This is a genomic window from Stenotrophomonas sp. GD03877, from assembly GCF_029840555.1.
Taxonomy (GTDB): Bacteria; Pseudomonadota; Gammaproteobacteria; order Xanthomonadales; family Xanthomonadaceae; genus Stenotrophomonas; species Stenotrophomonas geniculata.
In genome coordinates this window covers 14,914-36,250 of record NZ_JAOCCT010000039.1, presented here as the reverse complement: position 1 = coordinate 36,250, position 21,337 = coordinate 14,914, and the positions used below count along the sequence as shown (strand labels likewise).

The following is a 21,337-nucleotide window of genomic DNA, read 5'->3' as shown; positions in this document are numbered from 1 at the left end:
CCTGATACGCGGAGGGAAGAGGGGCTTGCGTGCGAAGTAAAGGAGGAGGCGACCGCCGCAGGCGGGCGACGGGGGACATTCGCACCCAGCCCCCTCTCCCTCAAGCGCTCGACCCAGCTGCTCTTGCTTCTGCACGCAGGGAAAAACAGCACAAAAAAGCGCGGCCCCGATGTTCCGGAGGCCGCGCCAGGAGAGAGAGCGTGTGGAAGGAGCGGGGGATCAGAACACGAAGCTGACGCCGGCCACCGGGCCCTTGAATTCCTGCTTCAGGCCGATGGTGCCGTCGCTGCCCTTCTTGTCCGCGTCCAGCTTGAACCAGTCATAGCCGGCGAACACGCCGAAGTTCTTCGTGAAGCGGTAATCGACGATGGCGTTGGCGCGGCTCAGGTCGCCCTTGTAGTCGTCGAAGCTGCCCCAGCGCGTGTTGAGGTACTGGCCCTGCAGCGTGATCATCCACTTCTCGGACGGGGTGAAACTCAGCCGCGCACCGACCACCGGCGCCACGCCGTCGGTCTTCTCGTTGAGGAACTGGCCTTCATAGACGGTGCCCAGATCGGCGTAGGCCTTGGTGCTCACCTTGGCGTACTCGGCACCCAGCTGCAGGCCGAGGTCGAAGGTGTCGGTGTCCACCACCGAGTAGTCATAGACCAGGCTGGCGACCTGGTACTTCAGCTCGCCCTTTACGAAGCTGCCCGACGGCACGTTGACGTCACCGAAGGAAATGTCCTGGCCGAGGGTCTCGCGGCGGTCCTTGTCGTACTTGAAGTAGTTGAACAGCAGGCGCTGGCGGTTGCTGATGCGGAACATGCCGTCGATGCGCGGCTCCCACTCCTTGCCACCCAGCTTGAAGTCCTCGGAGAAGCCGATGTCCTGGCCGGCGACGTTGGTCTTGCCGCGGAGGGTATTGTCCGAGTCGATGTTCATCGCACCCAGGCGCAGGGCGAAGCGGTCGTCGCCTTCAGCGGCGTGGGCGGCAGTGGCGAACGAGGCGCCGACGGCGAGCAGGGAGAGGGCGAGCAGGGTGGGTACAGGGCGCATCGAAGAGTCCTTGCAGTGGTTCATCAGAATGAAGACCACTGTGCCGGACGCGCCCGTCCACCATCCGTGAACGTATGGTCCATGGCATGTGTACGGTTCAGCGCTGTCGCGACGATGCAAAAAGATGGCCCCGGAGCCGGGCTTCGGGGCCATCGTGGGACCTGCGGGGCGAAGCGTCGACGAGGTTGCTGCAGGCAGGTCGAAAGATCGGACCGGTGCGTTGGGCGAAAGTTCCGCCGGATGCGACCAAAGTTCAATATTGCGCCGCAGCATCATACGGACGTCATTGTCCCCCGGGTGGCACGCAAAAATGTAACCGTTACCGCAACTTGCGGCTTCCCGGGATGAACAGGCAGCGGTTGTCTCGCAAATTGTCCCATTGCTATAATTTGGCGGCTCGATGAGGCCCCCCTGCTGTAGCCGCCTCAGTCCTCCATTTGCAACCACGCGGGACGTCCTGTGCTGAACTCCGTTGATGCGGGTCGGCGACTGATGCTGCGCGCCGCGGTCTACCCGCTGGCCGCAGTGGCTGTCCTGGCCCTGGCCTTCCTGCTGGTAGGTCCGAAATACGCCCTCGGCGCGCTGGCGTCCGGTGTGGCCATTTCGGCCGGTGGCTGGGTGGCGGCACGGATGGCACTGGGCGGCGGGGCACTGGCCGCTGGATCGGCGATGGCTCGCCTGATCATTGCGATCGTGGCCAAGTGGGTCGTGGTTTTCGGCGTCCTGCTGGTGGGGTTCCTGGTCTTCAAGCTGCCTGCATTGGCGCTGTTGGCCGGTATCGCCGTCGGCTTGATGTTCCAGGTCCTGGCCATGGCCAGGCGTTGACAGAATTCAATTAACTGAAGGTTCCGGACACATGGCGGGCGAGGCTCTAACCCCTACCAGCTACATCCAGCATCACTTGCAGAACCTGACCGCTCCGGTCGGCAAGGGCGAGGGTATGTTCTGGCATATCCACGTCGATACCTTCCTCACCGCGGTCCTGATGGGCCTGGTGATCGTGGTCGCCTTCTGGCTGGGCACCCGCAAGGCCACCGCCGGCGTGCCGGGCAAGTGGCAGGCCTTCGTGGAAATCTGCCTGGAGTTCGTCGACCGCCAGGCCAAGGACACCTACCACGGCAAGAGCAAGCTGGTCACGCCGATCGCCATCACCATCTTCTTCTGGATTCTGCTGATGAATCTGCTGAAGATGATCCCGGCCGATTTCATCGCCAAGCCGCTGGAATGGGTGGGCGTGCACTACTGGAAGCCGGTCCCGACCGCTGACGTCAACGCCACCCTGGGCATGGCCATCAGCGTGTTCTTCCTGATGCTGTTCTTCGCGCTCAAGTCCAAGGGCCTGGGCGGCTTCATCAAGGAATTCCTGACGGCGCCGTTCGGCAAGTGGATGATGCCGTTCAACCTGATCCTCAACATCGTCGAGTGGCTGAGCAAGCCGATCTCGCTGGCGATGCGACTGTTCGGCAACATGTTCGGCGGCGAAATCGTGTTCCTGCTGATCTGGGTGCTGGGTGGTGCCGGTTTCTTCGGTGCCATTGCCGGTGGTGTGTTCGGCCTCGGCTGGATGCTGTTCCACCTGCTGGTGATCCCGCTGCAGGCCTTCATCTTCATGATGCTGTCGATCGTGTACCTGAGCCTGTCGGAAGACGCTCACTGAGTTTCAAGCTTCAACGCGTTTCAACCTTCATCCGTTTCATCACCCTTAGCAACTTAAGTTCCTGGAGATAACCATGTACTTCGCCGTCCTGACCAACTTCGCGCAGATTCAGAGCTCCACCGCCCTTGCCGTCGGCATCATGATCGGCCTGGCCGCGCTGGGCGCCGGTCTGGGTCTGGCCATCATGGCTGGTAAGTTCCTGGAGTCGGCCGCCCGCCAGCCGGAACTGATCCCGGTCCTGCAGGTCCGCATGTTCATCACCGCCGGCCTGATCGACGCCGCGTTCATCATCTCGGTCGCTGTCGGCCTGCTGCTGGCCTTCGCCAACCCGCTGTCGGCTGCCTTCGCTGGCGCCGTCACCAAGGCTCTGGCCGGCTGATACAGCGGTTTGAGACGACCGGGTGCTGATGCACCCGGTTTCGGATGAAGGCCGGATGTGCCGCTTCGGCGGCACGTCCACCCCGAAACCAGCGATCGAGCTAACCATGAATATCAATTTCACCCTTCTTGCGCAGGCGCTCGCCTTCGCTGGTCTGATCTGGATCATCGCGACCAAGATCTGGCCGCCGCTGATGAACGCGATCGAAGAGCGCCAGCAGAAGATTGCTGAAGGCCTCGCTGCTGCCGACCGCAGCCAGAAAGACCTGGCCCAGGCGCAGGAGAAGGTCAACGAAGCGCTGAAGGAAGCACGCACCAAGGCCAACGAGATCATCGATCAGGCCCACGCACGTGCCAATCAGATCGTTGATGCTGCCCGTAACGAAGCGATCACCGAAGCCACCCGTCAGAAGGAACTGGCCCAGGCTGAAATCGACGCCGCCGCCAATCGTGCCCGTGAAGATCTGCGCAAGCAGGTGTCCGCGCTGGCCGTGACCGGTGCCGAAAAGCTGCTCAAGCGCGAAATCGACGCCAACGCCCACAAGGCGCTGCTCGACGAGCTGGCCTCGGAGATCTAAGGATGAGCCAGGCCCTCACGCTTGCCCGCCCGTACGCCCGCGCCGCGTTCGCGACCGCGCGCGACGAAGGCGCGTTCGCGCCGTGGTCGGACGCCCTGGCGTTCTCCGCCCACGTCGCCGCCGACCCGCGCGTGGCGGCCCTGCTCGCCAACCCGGAGCTGGGTCGTGACGACGCCGTCGCCCTGCTGGCGCCGGTGTCCCACGGCGAGACCTACTCGCGCTTCCTGGCCATCCTGGCCGAATCGCATCGTCTGCCGCTGCTGCCGGAAATCTCCGGCATGTTCGACGCCCTGCGCGCCGAAGCCGAGCACGTGGTCAAGGCCACGGTGACCTCGGCTTCCGAGCTGTCGGCCGGAGAGCTGGACGCGATCAAGGTTGCGCTGCGCAAGCGCTTCAACCGCGAGGTCGACGTGACCACCGCGGTCGATGCTTCGCTGATCGGCGGCGCCGTGATCGACGCCGGCGACGTGGTCATCGATGGTTCGCTGAAGGGCAAGCTGGCCCGTCTGCAGACCGCGCTCGCTAACTGAATTCATTTAACGTCCGGCCCCGCTGCCGGCACTAGGACTTGACGATGGCAACCACGCTCAACCCCTCCGAAATCAGCGAACTGATCAAGAACCGCATCGAGAAGGTCAAGCTGGCCGCGGAATCGCGCAACGAAGGCACCGTGACCAGCGTGTCCGACGGCATCGTGCGCATCTTCGGTCTGGCCGACGTGATGCAGGGCGAAATGATCGAACTGCCGAACAACACCTTCGCCCTGGCCCTGAACCTGGAGCGCGACTCGGTCGGCGCCGTGGTCCTGGGTGACTACGAAAACCTGCGCGAAGGCGACGTCGCCAAGACCACCGGCCGCATCCTGGAAGTGCCGGTCGGTCCGGAACTGCTGGGCCGCGTCGTGAACGCACTGGGCGAGCCGATCGACGGCAAGGGCCCGCTGGGCACCGACCTGACCGCTCCGGTGGAGCGCGTTGCTCCGGGCGTGATCTGGCGCAAGTCGGTCGACCAGCCGGTGCAGACCGGTTACAAGTCGGTCGACTCGATGATCCCGATCGGCCGTGGCCAGCGCGAGCTGATCATCGGTGACCGCCAGACCGGCAAGACCGCGATGGCGATCGATGCGGTGATCAACCAGAAGGGCACCGGCATCAAGTGCGTGTACGTTGCGATCGGCCAGAAGGCTTCGACCATCGCCAACATCGTGCGCAAGCTGGAAGAGAACGGCGCGCTGGCCCACACCATCGTGGTGGCCGCGACCGCTTCCGAATCGGCTGCCATGCAGTACATCAGCGCCTACTCGGGCTGCACCATGGGTGAGTACTTCATGGACCGCGGCGAAGACGCGCTGATCGTGTACGACGATCTGTCCAAGCAGGCCGTCGCCTACCGCCAGATCTCGCTGCTGCTGAAGCGCCCGCCGGGCCGTGAAGCCTACCCGGGTGACGTGTTCTACCTGCACTCCCGTCTGCTCGAGCGCGCTGCCCGCGTGTCCGAGGAGTACGTCGAGAAGTTCACCGAAGGCAAGGTCACCGGCAAGACCGGTTCGCTGACCGCGCTGCCGATCATCGAAACCCAGGCCGGCGACGTGTCCGCCTTCGTTCCGACCAACGTGATCTCGATCACCGACGGCCAGATCTTCCTGGAAACCGACCTGTTCAACGCCGGCATCCGCCCGGCCGTGAACGCCGGTATCTCGGTGTCGCGCGTCGGTGGCTCGGCCCAGACCAAGATCATCAAGAAGCTGTCGGGCGGCATCCGTATCTCGCTGGCCCAGTACCGTGAGCTGGCTGCGTTCGCGCAGTTCGCCTCGGACCTGGACGAAGCGACCCGCAAGCAGCTGGAGCGTGGCCAGCGCGTCACCGAGCTGATGAAGCAGAAGCAGTACGCGCCGATGTCGATCGCCAACCAGGCGCTGTCGATCTACGCCGTCAACGAGGGTTACCTCGACGACGTGCCGGTCAACAAGCTGCTGGCGTTCGAAGAAGGCCTGCACGCCCACTTCGCCAACACCCAGGGCGAACTGGTCAGCAAGGTCAACGCCACCGGCGGTTGGGACAACGACATCGAAGGTGCCTTCAAGAAGGGCATCGCCGAGTTCAAGACCACCGGCAGCTGGTAATCCAGCGCTCGTAGAGCGGGGCTCGCCCCGCTCAAACGGTTGAACAACGCGGGGCATCAGCCCCGCGCCACGGGAAACAAGAGATGGCAAGCGGACGCGAAATCAAAACCAAGATCAAGAGCGTGCAGAACACCCGCAAGGTGACGCGCGCCCTGGAAATGGTCTCGGCCTCCAAGATCCGCAAGGCGCAGGATCGGATGAAGACCTCGCGTCCGTACGCGCAGGCGATGAAGCAGGTGATCGGCCACCTGGCCCAGGCCAGCACCGACTACCAGCATCCGTTCCTGGTCGAGCGCGAGCAGGTCAAGCGGGTCGGGTTCATCGTGATCTCCTCCGATCGCGGCCTGGCCGGCGGGCTGAACAACAACCTGTTCCGCAAGATGCTGGGCGAAGCCAAGGCATGGCAGGACAAGGGTGCGGAAGTGGACCTGGTGACCATCGGCCAGAAGGCATCGACCTTCTTCCGCCGCGTGAAGGTCAACATGGTCGGCAGCGTGACCCACATCGGCGACGTGCCGAAGCTGGAATCGCTGATCGGTGTGATCAAGGTCATGCTCGACGCCTTCACCGAAGGCAAGGTCGACCGCGTGTACCTGGTCTACAACCGCTTCGTGAATACCATGGTGCAGAAGGCCAGCTTCGATCAGCTGCTGCCGCTGCCGCCGGCTGAGAAGCAGGTCGCTCACCACGACTGGGATTACCTGTACGAACCCGATGCCGCGACCGTGCTGGAGCACGTGATGACGCGTTACATCGAGTCGCTGGTGTACCAGGCACTGCTGGAAAACGTCGCCTCCGAGCATGCCGCACGCATGGTTGCGATGAAGGCGGCGAGCGACAACGCCAACAAGCTGATCGGCACCCTCCAGCTCGTCTACAACAAGGCGCGCCAGGCAGCGATCACCCAGGAAATCTCCGAAATCGTCGGCGGCGCGGCAGCAGTCTGACCGCGTTCGTTCAAAGCACACATTTAGAGGATGCAGCAATGAGTCAGGGCAAGATCGTTCAGATCATCGGCGCGGTCGTCGACGTCGAATTCCCGCGTGAGTCGGTGCCGAAGGTGTACGACGCACTGAAGGTCGACAACACCGAAATCACCCTCGAAGTCCAGCAGCAGCTGGGTGACGGCGTGGTGCGTACCATCGCCCTCGGTTCCACCGACGGCCTGAAGCGCAACCTGGTTGCCACCAATACCAACCGCGGCATCTCCGTGCCGGTCGGCGCTGGCACCCTGGGCCGCATCATGGACGTGCTCGGCCGTCCGATTGACGAAGCCGGCCCGGTGGCCGCCAGCGACAGCTGGGAAATCCACCGTGCGGCCCCGTCGTACGAAGACCAGTCCCCGGCCACCGAACTGCTGGAAACCGGCATCAAGGTCATCGACCTGATGTGCCCGTTCGCCAAGGGCGGCAAGGTGGGCCTGTTCGGCGGCGCCGGCGTCGGCAAGACCGTCAACATGATGGAACTGATCAACAACATCGCCAAGGCGCACAGCGGTCTGTCCGTGTTCGCCGGCGTGGGTGAGCGTACCCGTGAGGGCAACGACTTCTACCACGAAATGAAGGACTCCAACGTCCTCGACAAGGTGGCGATGGTGTACGGCCAGATGAACGAGCCGCCGGGCAACCGTCTGCGCGTCGCCCTGACCGGCCTGACCATGGCCGAGTACTTCCGCGACGAGAAGGACGAAAACGGCAAGGGTAAGGACGTCCTGCTGTTCGTCGACAACATCTACCGCTACACCCTGGCTGGTACCGAAGTGTCGGCACTGCTGGGCCGTATGCCGTCCGCGGTGGGTTACCAGCCGACCCTGGCCGAGGAAATGGGCGTCCTGCAGGAACGCATCACCTCGACCAAGAACGGTTCGATCACCTCGATCCAGGCCGTCTACGTTCCCGCGGACGACCTGACCGACCCGTCGCCGGCGACCACCTTCGCCCACCTGGACTCGACCGTCACCCTGTCGCGTTCGATCGCCTCGCTGGGTATCTACCCGGCCGTCGATCCGCTGGACTCCACCAGCCGCCAGATGGACCCGCTGGTCATCGGCCACGAGCACTACGACACCGCCCAGCGCGTCCAGCAGACCCTGCAGAAGTACAAGGAACTGAAGGACATCATCGCCATCCTGGGCATGGACGAACTGTCCGAAGAGGACAAGCAGGCCGTGTCGCGCGCACGTAAGATCGAGCGCTTCTTCAGCCAGCCGTTCCACGTGGCCGAAGTGTTCACCGGTTCGCCGGGCAAGTACGTGCCGCTGAAGGACACCATCCGTGGCTTCAAGGCCATCGTCGATGGCGAGTACGACCACCTGCCGGAGCAGGCGTTCTACATGGTCGGCGGCATCGAAGAAGCAGTCGAGAAGGCCAAGAAGATGGCCGAGAAGGCCTGATCCGGGACGGGCGGGAGCGATCCTGTCCGACCTGACGCCGGCGCCGGGCAACCGCCCGCGCCGGTGGACCCCCACGGTGGCATTGCGCCGCCGCGAACAGCGAAGAGATTTGCATGAGCACGATCCGTTGCGACATCGTCAGCGCCGAGCAGGAAATCTTCCGTGGAGAAGCGACCCTGGTCGTGGCCACCGGTGAGCTGGGCGAACTGGGCATCGCGCCCAAGCACGCGCCGCTGATCACCCGCCTGAAGCCGGGCAAGGTGGTGGTGACCACGCCGAACGGCGAGCAGCTGGATTTCGCCATTTCCGGCGGCATCCTGGAAGTGCAGCCGCAGGTGGTGACCGTGCTGGCCGACACCGCGATCCGCGCGCAGGACATCGACGAAGCCTCGGTCCGCAAGGCCAAGGAAGAAGCCGAGCGCATCCTGGCCAACCGCGGCGAGGCGATGGAAGTGGCTGAGGCCCAGCAGAAGCTGGCCGAAGCTGTTGTCCAGCTGCAGGCCCTGGAACGCCTGCGCAAGAACCTCAAGCACTGACACGTGCTCGGGAACCATCGGCAGCAATGCCGGTAGTGATGGAAGATCGCCGGCTCAGTGCCGGCGATTTTCGTTGAGGAGAGGGTAGGCATGCACGGAATGCAGTACGCATCGACCACGGGCATCGGCGCCATGGATACAGCCCGTTCCCGATGGGCTCGGCCTGAAACGCTGTGGGTGGCAAGCTGGCTGCTGCTTTGCCTGCCGTGGCTGATCGGTACCAAGGTCATTCCGTACGACGCCGTGCAGCAGTTCTTCCCGGCGGTCAGTTTCAGTGCCGAACAGCTTCGGAACCTGCAGGCCCCTTGGTGGAATCCCTACCTGTTCGGTGGCTATCCGCAGATCGCCGATCCGCAGATGATGACGCTGCAACCGACCATGGTCCTGCCGATGCTGCTGGCGCCCGCGTCGTTGCATCTGTTCACCGCGGTGGTGCTGCTGCATGTGCTGGCGGGTGGCTTCGGCGCCCTGCGCCTGGCGCGTTCATTCGGTCTTTCTGCACCCGCACAGTGGTTCTTTGCGATGGTGCTGATGTTCGGTGCGGTGGCAGCCTCGCGCCTGCAGCACACGCCGATGATCGTCAGCTACAGCCTGCTTCCCTGGATCTGGCTGGGCCTGTCGAATGTTCGGAACCAGGGCCGCGCGCGTGACGTGCTGCTGGCGGGAATTGCAGGAGGCCTGTGTGCGCTGCAGCTGACCCAGGTGACCTATTTCATCATCCTGGCGTGTGCTGTGTACGCCGTAGGTGCAGTGCTTTGGGCAAGGGGCAAGCGACTCCGCCTCGCATTGCAGCTGTCTGCGGTCGCCCTGATCGCCGCCGCAGTGAGCGCCCCCCAGTGGCTTTCCACATTGGCCTGGCTGGGTGACACCAATCGTGATGGCATGACCCTGGAGATGGCGCTGGCCGGTGCGATGCACTGGCAGGGCCTGGTGACACTGCTCTCGGGAAATGTGTTCTCACAGGTGCGTGGGACGAGCTGGTCCTTCGGCGACATCAGTACCGACTATCTCTATTTCGGCGCGGTGCCACTGGCGCTGTGGCTGGCCTGGGGCGGCAGCGTTGTGCACAGGCAGCGACGCGCCACCTGTTTGGCGCTCGGTGTACTGCTGTTGACGACGCTGGTCGCCCTGGGTGACGTCACGCCGCTGTTCGCGTGGCTCTTCAGCGGGTTGCCGGGTCTTGATCTGTTCCGGCGGCCCTCCGATGCGCTGTTCCTTGCGGTACCGGCAGCGGCCTGGCTGGGTGCACAGGCGTTGCTGATTGCGTTGGAGAAGCGCGCACTGCGCCCGCACCGGGTGTCGTTGGGGGTGGTCGTTGTCCTCGTGTCCGTTGCCTCCTGGCTGGCCGTGAGCCACGGGCATCTGGACGCCTTCGCGTGGTTGGCGGCCAGCGCCGGCATCGGCATTGCCGCAGTACAGCTGCTGCGCCGGCACCCGGCTCCGATGCGCTGGCTGATCGCACTGGTCGTGTTCGACATGCTGCTGTTCAACGTGGGAGCACGTTTCAATACATCGGGTGCCCGTCCGCCGGTAATGACGGCCGAGCGCAATGGCGCCACGCAGCGCGCCTATACGCTGCTGGCTGCCGAGCGGCATGCAGGCCTGCCCGAGCGCGCCATCGTTTTCGGCATCGGCGTGCTGACCAATGGCGCGGCCGTGCACGCGATTCCACTGGCCAATGGCTACAACCCGCTGCTGTCCAGTGACTACCAGCAGATGGTCGGCATGCCGACAGAGCCCGTGGCTGCCTTCCAACAGAAGGCAACGACCCCTTGGGCGCCAGACATGGATGCCCCCGTGTACGACCTGCTGGGGGTCCGCTGGCTGCTGTCACCGGAGCCGTTTGCAGGGTCCGATGACCAAGGCAGCGACGTGCAGCTGGCGTTACGTGGCAGTGTGCTGCCGCGTACGCTCAACCCGCAACGGGTGCAACGGCACCTTGAACGCCTGCCACCGGCCGCTGAGTTCAACCAGACGGACTTCAGCCAGGTGGTCTGGCTGCCCAGCGGGCAGCAGATGGACTGCCCTGAACGTGAGGCAGGCCAGCTGAAGGTGCTCTCGCAGGCCTATCAGCCCGGATGGATTGCCCTTGACGTGAACGCCGAGCATCCGGCGTGGCTGGTGATCAATGAGGTGACTGCCCAGGGTTGGCAGGCCCGGCTGGATGGCGGAGCGTCGTTGCCGCTGATGCGTGCCAATGGGCTTTTCCACGCGGTGTGCGTGCCCGCGGGGCGGCATCGCGTGGAACTTGGATACAGTCCCCTGCAGCTATGGTGGGATGGGCTGCGGAAGCGATTCGCGAAGGGTGGAGCAGGCTGAAGGTCTCAGCGGAAGACCACATGGCGCAGGAGCAGGAAGGAGATCAAAGCGATCCCACCTTCGATCAGCGGCTTTGCCAGCCAGGCCCAATCCAATCCAAGGTGGCGGCTGGTCAAAGCGACCAGCACCGTGCTGGCAGCTGTAAGTGCGGCCCAGATCCCCAGGAAACGTGAAAATCGACGCCAGCCAAGGCGCGCGTCACCTGCGTTGGCAAAGGTGTAACGGCCGTTGAGCCAGAAGCCCAGCAGCATCCCGGCCAGGCGACCGGCAATGTTGGCTGGCACCACGGGCAGGCCCAGCGCGGTCGCGGCGACGAACACCAGCCAGTCGAGCAGCAGCTGCACGAGCCCGATGATGAGATAGGTGCTTCCCTGGCGAACGAGGCCCATCAGCGTGGTGAAGGAGGTGGGATGCACATGTTAACGGCCCACGCTCTAGAATCACCGGCAACGAACTACGGACTGCCGCTCCCATGACCCAAGCCCTGCACGTCATCATCCTCGCCGCCGGCGCCGGCAAGCGCATGAAGTCGGTGTTGCCGAAGGTGCTGCAGCCGATCGCTGGCCAGCCGATGCTGGCGCATGTGATCGACGCCGCCCGCGAGCTGCAGCCGGCCGCGATCCACGTGGTCTACGGCCATGGCGGTGAAGCGGTACGCCAGCACTTCGCCGACCAGCCCGACCTGCAATGGGCTGAACAGGCGCAGCAGCTGGGCACCGGCCATGCGGTGGCCCAGGCGATGCCACAGGTGCCCGACGCCGCACAGGTGCTGGTGTTGTACGGCGACGTGCCACTGATCCGCGCGCAGACCCTGCGCGACCTGCTGGCGCAGCCGGGTCGACTGGCGGTGCTGGTCGCCGATGTCGATGACCCGACCGGTTACGGCCGCGTGCTGCGCGATGCCGAAGGCAAGGTCGGCTCGATTGTCGAACAGAAGGACGCTACCGACGACCAGCTGCGTGTGCGCACGATCAACACCGGCATCATCGCCGCCGAGTCGACCGCGCTGCGGCGCTGGCTGTCGCAGCTGTCCAACAGCAACGCGCAGGGCGAGTACTACCTGACCGACGTTTTCGCCTTTGCCGCGCACGAGTACACTCCGGCCGAGATGGCGCTGGTGGCCGACGCGCAGGAGGCCGAAGGGGCAAACGATCCCTGGCAGCTGTCGCAGCTGGAGCGTGCCTGGCAGCGTCGCGCGGTACGGGCCCTGTGCGCGCAGGGTGCGCGCGTGCGCGACCCGGCACGCCTGGATATCCGTGGCACCGTCACCGTGGGCAGCGACGTGCTGATCGATGTCGATGTCGTTCTGGAAGGCAACATCGTGCTCGGTGACGGCGTCACCGTGGGCCCGTTCAACCGGCTGAAGGACGTCAATCTTGGCCCGGGCACCGAAGTGCGCGCGCATTGCGACCTGGAAGGTGTGGTCACCGAAGGTGCTGCGTTGGTGGGGCCGTTCGCACGGCTGCGCCCGGGTACCGTGCTCGCCGATGGCGTGCATGTCGGCAACTTCGTCGAGACCAAGAAGGTCACCCTCGGTGTTGGCAGCAAGGCCAATCACCTGACCTACCTGGGCGACGCGGTGATCGGCAGCAAGGTGAACATCGGTGCCGGCACCATCACCTGCAACTACGATGGCGTGAACAAGTCGACCACCACCATCGGCGACAACGCCTTCATCGGTTCCAACAGCGCATTGGTGGCACCGGTGCTGATCGGTGAGGGCGCCACCATCGCTGCCGGTTCGGTCATCACCCGCAACGCGCCCGATGGCAAGCTGACGCTGGCACGTGCACGACAGGAAACCATCGATGGCTGGAAGCGCCCGCTCAAGAAGTCCTGAGCCACGCATCCCGCACGCCGACGAACTCGGCATGCTGCCGGCAATTGAACAACGTGCCGGTGAGCTGCTGAAGGGGCACCAGGCCTACCCGGTATTTGCCGGGCATGGCCTGGACCTGCCGACGCTGCAGGATGGCCTTCAACGTGGCCAGTTGTGGGTGGTGGATGCGGCTGACGGTGGCATCGCGGGCTACCTGCTGGCCGGTGAGCTGTGCGGTGACTTCCATGTGCTGCAGATGGACGTGGATCCCGCGCACGCGCGCCGCGGTCATGGTCGCGTGTTGTTGCGCCATGCGTTGGCACAGGCCAGGGCTGGCGGCTACGCGGCAGCGGTGCTGACCACGTTGTCCGACGTGCCGTGGAATGCGGCCTTCTATGCCAGTGAAGGGTTCGAGCTAGTGCCCGAGGCGCAGTGGAGCGCTGGCCTGCGCACGGTGATGGCCGAAGAGGCCGCGCTGGGATTTCCAATGCATCTGCGCGTGGCGATGCGGCAGGTCTGGTAGGTGCCGACCTTGGTCGACACATCCACGCATGGCGTGGATCTATTCGCTGGGCCGGCTCAACCCACCGGCAACAGAATCGACACGCACAACCCGCCATCACCACGGTTCTGCAACGACACCCGCCCACCGTGCGCTTCCACGATCTCGCGGGTCAGCGCCAAACCCAATCCAGTGCCATTGCGCTTGGTCGAATAGAACGGCATCAGCGCATTCTGCAGCACCTGCTCGTTCATGCCCTTGCCGCGGTCAAGCACATCCAGGCGCAGCCACTGCGGCAACCGGGTCAGCTGCACCTGTACATCATCGTTCGGCGGCTCTGCTTCGGCGCAGGCTTCGTGCGCGTTCTTCAACAGGTTCAGCAGCGCCTGCCCGAACTGCGCGATGTCGATGCGGCTGCTCAGTTCTTCGTCCGGCTCGCGCTCCATGGTGAACGGGATCTGCTGGCGCAGGCTGGACAGGAAGGGGGCCCAGTGCACGGTCTGCAACTGCGGCTGCGGCAGCTTGGCAAAGCGTGCGTAGCCACGGATGAAGCCTTCCAGGTGACGCGCCCGGTCCTCGATGGTGGTGAAGATCTCGGGCAGCCGGTCAAAGCGCTCACGCTGCACCAGCACGCCGCCGGAATGGGCGAGCGAAGCGATCGGCGCCAGCGAGTTGTTCAGTTCGTGGCTGATCACCCGGATCACCTTCTTCCAGGTCTGTACTTCCTGGCGGCGCAGCTCGGCGGTCAGCAGACGCACCAGCAGCAGGTCGTGCGGGCGCCCGTTGAGCTGGAAGGCGCGGCGCGAGAGGTGGTAGACCTGCTCGTCATCCTCATCGCCGTCTTCGCCTTCCGCATGCACCGCGAACAGGCTGTCACCGCCACGGGCGATGGCATCGCGCAGCTCCACCGGCACCTGCTCCAGCACCTCTTCCAGACGCTGGCCTTCCAGCTTCCAGCCGCCATGCAGCAGCTTGCGCGCGGCCAGGTTGGAGAACACCACGCGGGCGACGCCATCACCGCCGGAGGCGATCAGCAGCATCGCCACCGGCGTGTTCTGCACCATCGTGTCCAGCAGCAGTTCGCGTTGTACCAGGCCCTGCCGCTGCGCACGCAGCACATCGCCCAGTTCGCGGTGTGCCTGTACCAGGTCGCCGAGCTCGTCATTGCCGGGCCAGTGCACACCGAAGTTGTATTCGCCGTCGCGATAGCTGCTGGTGGTGCCCGCCAGGGCCCGCATCAGTGACCGCACCGGGGCGGTCGCCCGGCGCAGGGTCCACCACATCAACGACAGCAGGATCAACGCCGAAACCGTGGTCACCACCCAGCCATGGTCCATCCAGTAGGCCAGCAGCCACGGCAGTGCCGCCGCCAGTGCCAATACCGGCAGCAGGCGCAGGAACAGGCGGAAAGTGAACGAGCGCCGTTTCATTCGCGCGGAATACCGTGGCGGTCCATGCGCCGGTACAGCGCCTGGCGGCTCAGGCCGAGTTCGGCGGCGGCCTGGGCGATGACGCCATGGTTGCGCGCCAGTACATCCTCGATGCGTGCGCGGTCGGGATCATTGCCCGCACTGGGGGCCGGGCGCGGTGTGGCGGGTGCGCGCGGCAGGTTGAGATCGGCCACTTCGATGCGGTTTCCGGTGGCCAGCAGTTCGGCGCGCTGGATCACGTTGCGCAGTTCGCGCACGTTGCCCGGCCACGGGTGCCGCTGCAAGGCCGCGGTGGCCGCAGTGGACAACGGCTTGCCAGCGGTCAGGAAGCGCTCGGCCAGCGGCACGATGTCGCCCGGTCGTTCGGCCAGCGGCGGCAGCACCAGTTCTACCGTGTTGAGGCGGTAATAGAGGTCTTCGCGGAAGGTACCGTCGCGGATCATCGCCGGCAGGTCGGCATTGGTCGCGCTGACCACGCGGACCTTGACCTGGCGCTCGCGGTTGGAGCCCAGGCGCTCGAAGCGGCCGGTTTCCAGCACGCGCAGCAGCTTCATCTGTCCGCCCAGTGAAAGGTTGCCGATCTCATCCAGGAACAGGGTGCCGCCATCGGCAGCCTCGAACTTGCCTTCGCGGGCCTTGTTGGCGCCGGTATACGCACCGGCTTCGGCACCGAACAGTTCGGCTTCGATCAGTTCCGAGGGCAGCGCGCCGCAGTTGACCGCCACGAACGGCCCCTTGGCCACCAGCGAGTTGGCCTGGATGATCTGCGCGATCTTTTCCTTGCCGGCACCATTGGGGCCGGTGATCAGTACCGGCAGCTCGGAGCGCGCGACCTGGCAGGCCAGCGCGATCACGCGCTCGCTGGCGGGGTCGGCGAAGACCGCGCCGCACAGGTCGTACTTCTCTTCCAGCGCGTTGCGCTGGCGCAGTTCACGGCTGCGGCGCCGGTCCAGTTCGCGGCGCGCCTCGGACAGTTCCAGCAGGTTGTTGACCGTGGTCATCAGCTTGCGGTCGTCCCAGGGCTTGGCCAGGTAGTCGGCGGCACCGGCCTTGACCAGGTCCACGGCGCTGCTCAGATGGGTCCACGCCGTGAGCAGGATCACCGGCAGGTCCGGATGGCGCGCGCGGATCTGCGCGAACAGGGCCTCGCCTTCCTCGCCGGAGGTGGTGTCCTCGCTGAAATTCATGTCCTGGATGACCAGGTCGACCGGCTGAGATTCGAGCAGCGCCAGCCCGTCGGCGGGCGACTGCGCCTGCAGGGTGTCGATGTCGTGCAGGGAGAACAGTACGTCCAGCGCGGTACCCACGCTGGCGTTGTCGTCGATGATCAGGATCGCAGGCATCAAACGGTTCTGCAGAAAGGGATGGGCGGCGCCGTTGGAGCCGTTCGTGTCCACGCACCGGGAGAGCCCGGCGCCACCCATCAAGCATAGCCAAACCCGTGGCTGTGCAGGAGCGGCCCCCGCTCAGCGCCGGGGAGGCGCCGGGGGCGCTGGCGGCGCAGGTGGCAGCGGCACTTCCAGTGCCTGGCGCCAGGCTGCGGCGTCGACCGCCACCGTTAGTTCGCGTCTGTCGCGGCGCAGCAACAGATAGGCGGTGGCGGCGTGGGAATGGCGCAGGGCCTCGGCAAGGTGTTCGACCCGACGCACCGCCGTGTCGTCCACGCGGAGGATGCGATCACCGCTGCGCACGCCGAAGCGTGCTTCCGGGCTGGCAGCCTCCACGCGCACCTGGCCCTCGGTCGAGCGCAGTGACAGCCGCGCGGCATCCTGGCGCCATTCCAGTGTCTGCGCGTTGCCACCGCCGGCCAGCGCCGGCAGTGGCAGGAGCAGCATCAGGCACATCGCGCAGGCACGCATCTCAGGCGCCCCGCGTGGCGACCGCAGGCGGTACCGCCGCCGCACGCCGTGCCGGACCGAACACCGCGATCTGGCCCAGCACCCACAGCAGCAGTGCACCCAGCGGCAGGTAGTACAGCGGCATGCGCGGCAGCTCGTACAGGTTCATCAGGGCCAGGTTGATCGCATACGCCGCCAGCATTCCCAGCACGATGCCCAGCGAGGCGAGCAGGAAGTTCTCGGTCTGGAAGTAGCGCAGGATCTGCCCACGGGTCGCGCCCAGCGCACGGCGGATGCCGATCTGCTTGCTGCGCTGCTGCACCCAGAAGCTGGCCAGGCCGATGATGCCCAGCGCCGTGACCACCAGCAGCGAGATGCTGACGGTGATCAGCAGGCCGACCATCGCGCGGTCGTTCTTGAAGAAGTCCTTGCGCTGGTCTTCATAGGTCAGCTTGTCGCGCATCAGGCGGTTGGGGTCGTTGCGTTCCAGCGCGGCGGCACCGGCATCGAGGACCTCCTGGCGGCGCTCTGGCGAAGTGCGCAGCACATAGGTGCCACCTTCGTCGAAGGTGCGCCGCATGGGCAGCAGCATCGAGTTGGTCCAGTTGTCATTCCAGCCATTGGGCGTGCTGAGCGTGTCGACGATGCCGACCACATGCAGCGGCTGCTTGCCCATGTAGTAGGTCTTGCCCAGCGCACTGCCGTTGGGTTCCATCTTGGCGGCGGTGGCCTGGGTGAAGATGACCGGAATCGCCTTTTCCTTGGCGCCGCCCTTGCTGGCGTCTTCGAAGTTCTGGTACTCGTCGGGCAGGAAATCGCGGCCTGCGATCAGGTTGATGCCCATCGTGGCCAGCCCGTTCTCGGACAGGGTGTACATCGAGGCGTTGGTGGTCGGCCGTTCCTGGTCGACCTCGCGCGAGATGCTGCTGCTGGAGGAGCCGTTGCGGAAGGGAACCTGGTTGATGATGGTGACGTTGCTGACGCCGGGAATCGCGCGCAGCGATGCCAGGTCCTCGCGGGTGCGGGCCATGGCGTCGGTCTGCTTGCCGATGCCACTGACGCGCAGCATCACCAGTTCGCTCTCGGCGATGCCGCTGGGCATGCTGATCTTCTCCACGCGCTGACTGACCAGGAACAGCGCGTTGCAGACGATGGCGCAGGTCAGTGCGACTTCCAGCACGATCAGGGCAGCGGCAGTCTTGTGCCGGCGCAGCGTGCTGAGGATGGGGCGGATGTCCATGGGAGTCCTCGTTCGGGTGCTTACTGCGACTTGAGCTGGATGGCCGGGGTGACCTGCATGGCGCGCCAGGCGGGCAGGAAACCGGCAGCAAGGCTGGCGAGCAGGGTCAGGCCCAGTGCGAGCAGCAGCATGTTGCCGTCCAGGTGGGCCAGCTTGGCGTATTCCACCGGTTGCTGGCGCACCGCGAACAGGCCGAGCAGGGCCAGGCCGATACCCAGCACGCCACCGACCACGCCGACCGCACCTGCTTCCACCAGGCATTGCAGGAAGATCTGGCCGCGGCTGGCACCGAGCGCGCGGCGCACGCCGATCTCACCGCTGCGACGCAGGAACTTGGCCAGCAGCAGGCCCACCGTGTTGACCAGGCAGACACCAAGGAAGCCCAGTGCCAGCCACAGCTGCAGGCGCACGTCGCTGGGCACTGCGCCATTGAAGTCCAGCCACTCCATCACGGTGCGCAGGCGCACGTTCGGCGGGTGCTTGAAGCGGCCGGCCTCGCGCTGCTGGGTCGAATAGTTCTCCAGGTAGCGGCGGTAGTCGTCGGCCTTGGCCGGGTCCATCTCCACCCAGTACTGCAGCCACGCGCACGGTGCGTTGAGCGAGTAGCTGTTGCCGTCCGGATTCTCGCCGAAGCAGTTCATGTTGCCGTTGTTGCCCAGCTTCAGGTCGAAGGAGGTGGAGATCGGCAGCAGCAGGTCTTCGTTCTTGCCGTAGCTGCCAGTGGTCAGGTCGTAGAAGTGCGGCTCCGGGCTCCATTCCTTCATCACGCCGACGATGCGGTAGCTCTGGCCTTCCATGCGCAGGTCGCGGCCCACGCTGTTGGCGCCCTGGTACAGCTTGTCATTGAGCGCCTTGGAGATGACCACCACGCGCGCACGGCCTTCATCGTCCTCGCGCGTCCAGGGGCGGCCGTACTGCATGGGCACCTCGAACATCGGGAAGAAGTCGGCCGAGGTCCAGCGGGTGTCGATGCTGAAGGGCTTGAGGGTGCTGTTGTCCGGTTCGATGGTGCCGCCGCCGCCGCTCATCAGCGCCTGGCGCTCGCCCTTGGCTTCGCGCAGCAGGGCTTCACCGTCGAAGCGGGTCAGCTGGGTTTCCGGTTCCTCGCCGGCGACGTAGGCGCCGGTCGCGGCGTCGAGCTGGACGTAGAACAGGCGGTCGCTCTTGCCGGGAATCGGGTCACCGGACAGCACATGGAACACGGTCAGGGTGGTCATCGAGGCGCCGATGCCGAGCGCGATGGCAACCACCATCAGCGCGGTCAGGACCTTGTTGCGGCGGAAGCTGCGCACCGCCAGTCGGGCGTAGTAGGCGAACATGGTGGGGCCCTCACTCGTTGACGGCGACGATGTGGCGCGGCGGCGTGGCCAGCACCGGCTCGCGTACCAGGTCGGTCACCTGGCCATCAACGATGTGCACGTTGCGCTGCGCGCGCGCGGCCAGTTCCGGGTCGTGGGTGACCATCACGATGGTGGTGCCGGCGGCGTTGATCTCCTCCAGCAGTTCCATCACGCCGCGGGCCATCTGCGTGTCCAGGTTGCCGGTCGGTTCGTCAGCCAGCAGCAGGCGCGGGCTTCCGGCCAGCGCGCGCGCGATGGCCGCGCGCTGCTGCTGGCCGCCGGACAGCTCGTTCGGGTAGTGCTTCATGCGCGAGCCGAGGCCGACCTGGCTCAGCGCCTTTTCGATGCGCTCGCGGCGCTCGCTGGCGCTCATCTTCCGGTAGCGCAGCGGCACGTCGACGTTGTCGAACAGGTTCAGGTCGGGGATCAGGTTGAAGCCCTGGAAGATGAAGCCGATCTTCTGGTTGCGCAGGCGGCTGCGCGCATCATCGCCCAGTGTGCTCACATCCTGGCCGTCCAGCATGTAGGTGCCGCTGGTGAACGTTTCCAGCAGGCCGGCGATGTTGAGGAAGGTGGTCTTGCCGGAGCCTGACGGGCCGGTGACGGCGACGAACTCGCCTTCCTTGACCTGCAGTTCCAGTGAGCGCAGTGCGTGGGTTTCCACCTGTTCGGTGCGGAAGACCTTGGCGACCGAACGCATTTCGAGCATGTACATGGGGTGTCCTCTCTCCAGGATTCAGGGTTCAGGTATCAGTTGACGGAGACGCGTTCGGCGTCCTTGAACAGGTCGCTGCCGGAGACCACGATGCGGTCGCCCGGCTGCACACCCGACTTGATTTCCACTTCGCCCAGGCTGCTGACGCCCAGTTCCACCGGACGGCGCACGGCGGTGCGGCCATCCATCACGTAGGCCACGCCATTGCCCTGTTCGACGAACGGGCCGCGCTCGACCTTCAGCACGTTCTTGCGGGTATCGAGCAGCACGCGCACCGACATCCGCTGGCTCTGGCGCAGGCCTTCCGGCTGCGCGCTGGCAAAGCGCACGCGGGCGTTGACCTCGCCATTGACCACTTCCGGCGACACCGCGCTGATCTCACCCGGGAACGGCTGGCCATTGCCGCCGGTCAGCTGTGCCGGCATGCCGATCGCCAGGTCGCGGGCGAAGCTCTCCGGTACCTTGATCTCGACTTCGAACTTGGACAGGTCGACCACGCCCAGCACCGGGGCGTTGGCGGCCAGGTTGGTGGACTGCACCGCCTGCACCTGGCCGACCTGGCCATCGAACGGGGCGCGCAGCGTCAGCGCATCGACCTGGCGCTGCACTTCGGCCACCACGGCCTTCTGGCGGTCGGCCAGCAGGCGCTTGTTGCGGGCATCGAGGTCGGCGCCCTGGCTCTGCAGGCGCGCATCGGTGGTGGCGTTGGCCAGGGTGATGTCGGCCTTCTTCAGCGAGTCCTTGGCCTTGGCCAGGTCGATCTGCGGCACCGCACCGCCGTCGTAGCCGCGCTGGTAGCGCTGCAGGTCGCGGTCGGCAGCCTGCCGCTCGATGGTGGCCTGGTCGGTTTCCTTGCGCGACTTGGCGCGGGCCAGGGTGGCGTCCAGCGCGGCGCGGCTGGCCTCGGCTTCCAGGCCGGCCAGGGTGGCCTGCTCCTGGGCCAGCTTGCTGCGCAGTTCCGGGCTGTCGATGACCGCCAGCTCCTGGTCCTTCTTCACCACATCACCGGCGACCACCTTCAGGTCCACGGTACCGGCCGAGATGGCGTACAGGATCGGGCTGTTGGCGGCGATCACGCGACCGTCGGCGGCGATGTCGCGGACCAGGTCGCCGCGCTTCACTTCGGCGATGCGCACGCGGCTGCTGTCGAAGGAGCGGCTGGCGTTGGACCAGGCGTGCACGGCCCAGCCGATGCCGGCGAGCAGCACGATGGCGCCCAGTGCCGGCCAGCGGTAGCGCTGCCAGTTGGCGCGGGTGGTGCCGGCCGGGGCGGAGGAAACGATCTGGTCCTGTGCGGAAGTGTCGCGGATCATCGGGTGCGTGCCTGACGGTGGTAGCCAGTACCAAGCACGTAGCGTGCCAAGTTTATTTCCTTTCAGGTCAATTAGTTGGGAGGCGTGCTGAAGTGTCCGGGTGTCCGCGGACACCTTTCC

At 65.5% G+C, this 21,337-nt stretch carries 21 protein-coding genes; 12 read left to right on the top strand and 9 right to left on the bottom strand.

Going from position 1 to position 21,337, the window contains the following annotated elements; genetic code table 11:
• Positions 1-219: 219 nt before the first annotated feature.
• Positions 220-1,038, bottom strand: a complete 819-nt coding sequence (locus N5D20_RS21495; protein ID WP_049435856.1) for a hypothetical protein — start codon at positions 1,036-1,038, stop codon at positions 220-222.
• A 459-nt stretch (positions 1,039-1,497) separates the two neighbouring features.
• Here N5D20_RS21495 and N5D20_RS21490 point away from each other — a divergent pair, with 459 nt between their 5' ends.
• The 10 genes from N5D20_RS21490 to N5D20_RS21445 all read left to right on the top strand — a co-directional run bounded on the left by N5D20_RS21490 (position 1,498) and on the right by N5D20_RS21445 (position 11,020).
• On the top strand, positions 1,498-1,863 hold the full coding sequence (locus N5D20_RS21490; RefSeq protein WP_006394654.1) for a hypothetical protein: 366 nt from the start codon (positions 1,498-1,500) through the stop codon (positions 1,861-1,863).
• 31 nt (positions 1,864-1,894) lie between these two features.
• A complete protein-coding gene (gene atpB / locus N5D20_RS21485; protein ID WP_019338861.1) occupies positions 1,895-2,695 on the top strand; it encodes a F0F1 ATP synthase subunit A in 801 nt (266 codons plus the stop codon).
• Between the two features lie 73 nt (positions 2,696-2,768).
• Positions 2,769-3,074 carry a F0F1 ATP synthase subunit C gene (gene atpE, locus N5D20_RS21480; RefSeq protein WP_005411133.1) on the top strand — a complete coding sequence of 102 codons (306 nt, stop codon included), beginning with the start codon at positions 2,769-2,771 and terminating at the stop codon, positions 3,072-3,074.
• 106 nt (positions 3,075-3,180) lie between these two features.
• Positions 3,181-3,651, top strand: coding sequence for a F0F1 ATP synthase subunit B (locus N5D20_RS21475; RefSeq protein ID WP_005419512.1), 471 nt, complete (start codon positions 3,181-3,183; stop codon positions 3,649-3,651).
• 2 nt (positions 3,652-3,653) lie between these two features.
• The gene (locus N5D20_RS21470; protein WP_032129048.1) at positions 3,654-4,181 is read left to right on the top strand and encodes a F0F1 ATP synthase subunit delta; all 528 of its coding nucleotides are present in this window, start codon (positions 3,654-3,656) and stop codon (positions 4,179-4,181) included.
• Positions 4,182-4,225: 44 nt separating this feature from the next.
• Positions 4,226-5,773, top strand: coding sequence for a F0F1 ATP synthase subunit alpha (gene atpA, locus N5D20_RS21465; RefSeq protein ID WP_032129047.1), 1,548 nt, complete (start codon positions 4,226-4,228; stop codon positions 5,771-5,773).
• Between the two features lie 83 nt (positions 5,774-5,856).
• Positions 5,857-6,720, top strand: coding sequence for a F0F1 ATP synthase subunit gamma (gene atpG, locus N5D20_RS21460; protein WP_010481324.1), 864 nt, complete (start codon positions 5,857-5,859; stop codon positions 6,718-6,720).
• A 38-nt stretch (positions 6,721-6,758) separates the two neighbouring features.
• Positions 6,759-8,165, top strand: a complete 1,407-nt coding sequence (gene atpD, locus N5D20_RS21455) for a F0F1 ATP synthase subunit beta (RefSeq protein ID WP_010481327.1) — start codon at positions 6,759-6,761, stop codon at positions 8,163-8,165.
• Positions 8,166-8,278: 113 nt separating this feature from the next.
• Positions 8,279-8,701 carry a F0F1 ATP synthase subunit epsilon gene (locus N5D20_RS21450; protein ID WP_005419509.1) on the top strand — a complete coding sequence of 141 codons (423 nt, stop codon included), beginning with the start codon at positions 8,279-8,281 and terminating at the stop codon, positions 8,699-8,701.
• Positions 8,702-8,878: 177 nt separating this feature from the next.
• Positions 8,879-11,020 carry a hypothetical protein gene (locus N5D20_RS21445; protein ID WP_279914976.1) on the top strand — a complete coding sequence of 714 codons (2,142 nt, stop codon included), beginning with the start codon at positions 8,879-8,881 and terminating at the stop codon, positions 11,018-11,020.
• A 5-nt stretch (positions 11,021-11,025) separates the two neighbouring features.
• Here the strand turns inward: N5D20_RS21445 and N5D20_RS21440 are convergent, their stop codons facing one another.
• The gene (locus N5D20_RS21440) at positions 11,026-11,409 is read right to left on the bottom strand and encodes a GtrA family protein (protein WP_197578828.1); all 384 of its coding nucleotides are present in this window, start codon (positions 11,407-11,409) and stop codon (positions 11,026-11,028) included.
• Positions 11,410-11,492: 83 nt separating this feature from the next.
• Here N5D20_RS21440 and glmU point away from each other — a divergent pair, with 83 nt between their 5' ends.
• Both glmU and N5D20_RS21430 read left to right on the top strand, forming a co-directional pair.
• Positions 11,493-12,860, top strand: coding sequence for a bifunctional UDP-N-acetylglucosamine diphosphorylase/glucosamine-1-phosphate N-acetyltransferase GlmU (glmU, locus tag N5D20_RS21435; protein WP_010481330.1), 1,368 nt, complete (start codon positions 11,493-11,495; stop codon positions 12,858-12,860).
• A complete protein-coding gene (locus tag N5D20_RS21430; RefSeq protein ID WP_197578827.1) occupies positions 12,829-13,362 on the top strand; it encodes a GNAT family N-acetyltransferase in 534 nt (177 codons plus the stop codon). Before glmU ends, N5D20_RS21430 begins: the two co-directional genes overlap by 32 nt.
• Before the next feature lie 56 nt (positions 13,363-13,418).
• Here the strand turns inward: N5D20_RS21430 and N5D20_RS21425 are convergent, their stop codons facing one another.
• The 7 genes from N5D20_RS21425 to N5D20_RS21395 all read right to left on the bottom strand — a co-directional run bounded on the left by N5D20_RS21425 (position 13,419) and on the right by N5D20_RS21395 (position 21,217).
• Entirely contained in the window at positions 13,419-14,771 is a 1,353-nt protein-coding gene (locus N5D20_RS21425) for a HAMP domain-containing sensor histidine kinase (protein WP_054172544.1), read from the bottom strand.
• Positions 14,768-16,114, bottom strand: a complete 1,347-nt coding sequence (locus N5D20_RS21420) for a sigma-54 dependent transcriptional regulator (protein ID WP_197578826.1) — start codon at positions 16,112-16,114, stop codon at positions 14,768-14,770. Before N5D20_RS21420 ends, N5D20_RS21425 begins: the two co-directional genes overlap by 4 nt.
• 123 nt (positions 16,115-16,237) lie before the next feature.
• Positions 16,238-16,615 (bottom strand): PDZ domain-containing protein, encoded by a 378-nt coding sequence (locus N5D20_RS21415; protein WP_197578831.1) that lies wholly within the window; start codon positions 16,613-16,615, stop codon positions 16,238-16,240.
• 16 nt (positions 16,616-16,631) lie between these two features.
• On the bottom strand, positions 16,632-17,849 hold the full coding sequence (locus N5D20_RS21410; RefSeq protein WP_010481336.1) for an FtsX-like permease family protein: 1,218 nt from the start codon (positions 17,847-17,849) through the stop codon (positions 16,632-16,634).
• Positions 17,850-17,869: 20 nt separating this feature from the next.
• Positions 17,870-19,168: an ABC transporter permease gene (locus N5D20_RS21405; RefSeq protein ID WP_010481337.1), complete on the bottom strand. Its 1,299-nt coding sequence runs from the start codon at positions 19,166-19,168 to the stop codon at positions 17,870-17,872.
• 10 nt (positions 19,169-19,178) lie between these two features.
• A complete protein-coding gene (locus N5D20_RS21400) occupies positions 19,179-19,904 on the bottom strand; it encodes an ABC transporter ATP-binding protein (protein ID WP_197578825.1) in 726 nt (241 codons plus the stop codon).
• A 35-nt stretch (positions 19,905-19,939) separates the two neighbouring features.
• Complete coding sequence (locus N5D20_RS21395) at positions 19,940-21,217, bottom strand: efflux RND transporter periplasmic adaptor subunit (RefSeq protein WP_197578824.1); 1,278 nt, start codon at positions 21,215-21,217, stop codon at positions 19,940-19,942.
• Positions 21,218-21,337 lie beyond the last annotated feature (120 nt).